The 3869-nt window shown below is 61.7% G+C and carries 5 protein-coding genes; 1 reads left to right on the top strand and 4 read right to left on the bottom strand.

What is annotated here, in order from left to right:
- The 3 genes from ACM62R_RS08175 to cysQ all read right to left on the bottom strand — a co-directional run.
- A partial coding sequence (locus tag ACM62R_RS08175) for a glycosyltransferase family 2 protein (protein ID WP_415183566.1) occupies positions 1-942 on the bottom strand: 942 nt, incomplete at its 3' end.
- Positions 939-1739 carry a 3-deoxy-manno-octulosonate cytidylyltransferase gene (locus ACM62R_RS08180; protein WP_415183567.1) on the bottom strand — a complete coding sequence of 267 codons (801 nt, stop codon included), beginning with the start codon at positions 1737-1739 and terminating at the stop codon, positions 939-941. The genes ACM62R_RS08175 and ACM62R_RS08180, both read right to left, overlap by 4 nt.
- Complete coding sequence (cysQ, locus tag ACM62R_RS08185; protein WP_415183568.1) at positions 1739-2533, bottom strand: 3'(2'),5'-bisphosphate nucleotidase CysQ; 795 nt, start codon at positions 2531-2533, stop codon at positions 1739-1741. The genes ACM62R_RS08180 and cysQ overlap by 1 nt, the downstream gene beginning before the upstream one ends.
- 138 nt (positions 2534-2671) lie before the next feature.
- Between cysQ and ACM62R_RS08190 the strand changes: the two genes are divergently transcribed.
- Positions 2672-3493 carry an ABC transporter permease gene (locus ACM62R_RS08190; RefSeq protein WP_415183569.1) on the top strand — a complete coding sequence of 274 codons (822 nt, stop codon included), beginning with the start codon at positions 2672-2674 and terminating at the stop codon, positions 3491-3493.
- Here ACM62R_RS08190 and ACM62R_RS08195 read toward each other — a convergent pair.
- Positions 3471-3869: alpha-ketoglutarate-dependent dioxygenase AlkB family protein (locus ACM62R_RS08195; protein WP_415183570.1), on the bottom strand; the 399-nt coding region annotated here is incomplete at its 5' end. The genes ACM62R_RS08190 and ACM62R_RS08195 overlap by 23 nt on opposite strands.

Here is a 3869-nt window from a genome sequence, read left to right on the forward strand (position 1 = left end):
ATCGGTTGGAAATAGCAAGAACGGTGGCGGATCAAGGCGCAGCGGCGGCAGGTGGCCCAGCGGCAGGTTGGCCCCCTCCATCAGCCCGGCCTCTAGCGTGGCGATCAGGCGGACCACGTCGCGGGGCTCCAGCGTGCCGCTGACCATATGGCGGATCAGCCGGCTATGCTGTGCCGCAATCAGCCGGGCACGGGCGGCGGGCTCGGCGCCCGGATCGGCGTGTTTGCGCCAGAACACCGCAGATGAGGCACCAATGTCGAACAGCGTTTTGGGGGCGCGGTCAGCGTGGCGCCGGGCGCTGGCGGCAAACCCGTGATGCACCTGCGCCATGGGCACGATGGCCGTCAGGTGCCCGTTGCGCGCCAACCGCATATTCACGTCGGTTTCGTCCAGATAAAAGCGGAAGGCCGGGTCAAAGCCGCCGATCGCCGCCAAGGCGCCAAGGCGAAAGGCGCAATTGGTGCCCTCGGTGCGGATCGCCATGCCGGGCCGGGCGGGGTGCAGGCTGGGGGCGGATTGATCCACGTCCAGCGGAAAGGCTTCGCCCAGGGCATTGGCCACGCTGGCTTTCCACTGAAATGAGATGCCGTTGCGTGCGCGCACAAAACCGCCTGCTGCCACCACATCGGGGTTGACGAAAGGCGCGGTCAGGCGGCGCAGCCAACTGGGTTCGGGCACCGCGTCGTCATCCAAAAACGCCACCACCTCGCCTGCCGCCAGTGCGAGGCCGGCATTGCGGGCGGCGGATATGTTGGGCAGATCGAAGGCTGCGGCTTTGGCTGTGGACGGCACATGCACCAGTGCCGCCGGGTCGGCCACGACAATCACCTCAAACGCCGCATGGTCAAGCTGCGCCACTGCCGCAAGGCAGCGCGCCAAGGCCGCAGGCCGGTGCCGCGAAACGATGATCAGGCTTGTCCGCAGCGCCGCGGCTTGGGTCATTCAACCCCCATGGCTGCCATCATTTCCTCGATGCGGGGGACATCGGCGGGGTTGTTCAGTTCCCAAAACTGGCGGCCACGGGCCTCGACCTCGACGCAAAGAACGGTGCGGCCGTTTTCAAGAAAGCGCAGCTGCTCCAACCCCTCCAGCGTTTCCAGGGGGCCGATGGGCCATGTGGGGTAGTCGGCCAATGTCTGCGGGCGGTAGGCGTAAACGCCGACATGGTGAAACACCGGCGTCGGCTGGTCTGCGCCGTAGGAACCACCGGTGTAGGGGATCACCTCTTTTGAGAAGTATAGCGCCCGGTTACCCACGCCAAACACCGCCGTTGTGCCGCCAACGCGCCCATGCTGGCGGTCGTCGCGCAAACTGGCCAGCATCGCACCTTCGCAGCGCAAGACCGGGGTGGCCAATTCGGCGTCGGGGTTGGCGCGCAGTCCGGCGATAAGATCTTCGACGAACCACGCCGGCGTCAAGGGCGCATCGCCTTGCAGATTGACAACGATATCATAGTCATAGGCCAGCCTCGCATAAGCGTCGGCGCAGCGTTCAGTGCCGTTCTGGCAGTCCGCCGAGGTCATCACCACTTCGGCGTCAAAGTCTTCGGCCTCACAACGGATACGGTCATCGTCGGTGGCGACCACAACGCGCGTGGCCCCCCTTACCGCCATGGCCGCATCCCAACTGCGGCGGATCAGGGTTTTTGCAACGCCTGTCACCCCGGTCAGCGACACCAGAGGTTTGGCCGGGTAGCGGGTCGAGGCATAGCGGGCAGGGATGACGATCAGGACTGACATTATTTCACCAACAAAACGCCCGGAGCATAGGCAATGAAGAACGGATTGGCAAAATCGGGTTTGCCATAGGTAAACGGGGTATGGTCGTCAAAGCGCACCATTTGACCACCCGCGCCGCGCAAGACCGCATCGCCCGCGGCGGTGTCCCATTCCATCGTGCGGCCAAGGCGGGGGTAAAGATCAGCCTCGCCCGAGGCGACAAGACAGAATTTCAGGCTTGACCCGGCGCTGGTCATGTCGCGCACGGCATACTGGTCAATATAGGCATCGGTCGCGGCATCGCGGTGCGATTTTGACGCGACCACCATCAGCGCGCGATTGTCGGGCACGGAAACCGAGATCGGTTTTTGTTCACCGATCTGGTCCTTGTCAAAGACACCCAGTTCCTCGACCGCGCGGCCATCTGCCAGCGTGTAGAACAGCCGGCCCCTGGCGGGGGCATAAACCACGCCGCGCAGTGGAACACCGTTTTCGACATAGGCGATGTTCACCGTGAAATCGCCACGCCGCTGCACGAATTCCTTGGTGCCGTCCAAAGGATCGACAATCAGGAAGGTGCTGGCGGTCTGCCCGTGGCTGGCGGCCTGTTCCTCGGTGACCAGTACGGTTTGCGGAAAGGCTTCGGCCAGCCCCGCCGAGATCAGCGCATCGGCGGCCTCATCGGCGGCCGTTACGGGGCTGTCGTCAGACTTTGTTCGCACCTCGAAATCGGCCGAGTTGTAGATTTCCATGATCAGGTCGCCAGCCTCCAGCGCGAGGCGGCGCATGACAGTAACAAGGCGATCAAGATCCATTTTTCTTCTCCTGGGCGGCCATGCAGCGGAACGATTGATCCACCGGCGTTTCCACCTTATGATCTGCCGTAAACGGAACAGCAAGTTATCGGGGCGATAATCGCGCCAAGGCACTGCCATTCTCAGGAAACGGTCCAGATGTTCAAGGCGAAACGCACCAACAGTACCTTGGGCTCGACCTTCAGCCTGTTGGAACTGATTTACCATAGCACTGTCCGCTCCATCCGCAAAACCCATGGCAACGCGATTGTCGGGCTGTTGATGAACATGGTCCAGACGGTTGTTCTGGTGGTGACCTTTTATGTGATGTTCAACGTTCTGGGGCTGCGTAGTACCGCAGTGAGGGGCGATTTTCTGCTTTATGTGATGAGCGGGATCTTTTTGTTCATGACCCACACCAAGGCGGTGGGCGCGGTGGCCGGGTCTGAGGGGGCGACATCGCAGATGATGAAACACTCACCGATGAGCACGGCTGTGTCGATCAGCGCAGCGGCCTTGGGGGCGCTTTATATTCAGGTTTTGTCGATGGTGGTGGTGATCTATATCTATCACGTCGCCTTTACCCCGATTGAGATTTACGACCCCGTTGGTGCAATGGCCATGGTGCTGCTGGCATGGTTTACCGGGGTTGCGATCGGCATGATCATCATGGCCGCCAAACCCTGGGCACCAGATTTTTTCGGTGTCGTGACAATGGTGTATATGCGCGTCAACATGATTGCGTCGGGCAAGATGTTTCTGGCCAATATGTTGCCGCACAAGATGCTGGTCTTGTTTAGCTGGAATCCGCTGTTTCACACTATTGACCAGGCGCGCGGCTACACGTTCATCAATTACAATCCGCATTACTCATCCTGGAGCTACCCGCTGATCCTGGGGCTCGTCTTGCTGATGATTGGCCTGATGGGCGAATTTTATACCCGTCAACATGCCTCTGTCAGTTGGGGGGCGGGGCGGTAGACGCGCGGCCGGTTACAACCCGCAGTGTCAGATTGATGCGCCCGCCGCTTGGCATCAGTGGCGATGTGCCATAGGCGATCCGGTCCACCCCGTGATAGGTCAACCGCGCAGGCCCGCCCATCACCATCACATCCCCCGAGCGCAGCCAGACGCTTTGGGTGCCGCCGCCACGGGTCTGGTTGCCGATGCGAAATAGCCCGTCATCCCCCAGGCTGACCGACACGACCGGACAGCCGAAATCGGCTTCGTCGCGGTCCTGATGCAGCCCCATTCGCGCGCCTTCGCCGTAAAAGTTGATCAGGCAGCATTCGGGTAGCCGGTCCACCCCGGCCACCGCCCGCCAGATCGCCAGCACGCTATCGGGTATGGGCGGCCA

The sequence above is a fragment of the Phaeovulum sp. genome (genome assembly GCF_047638075.1).
Classification (GTDB): Bacteria; Pseudomonadota; Alphaproteobacteria; order Rhodobacterales; family Rhodobacteraceae; genus UBA6197.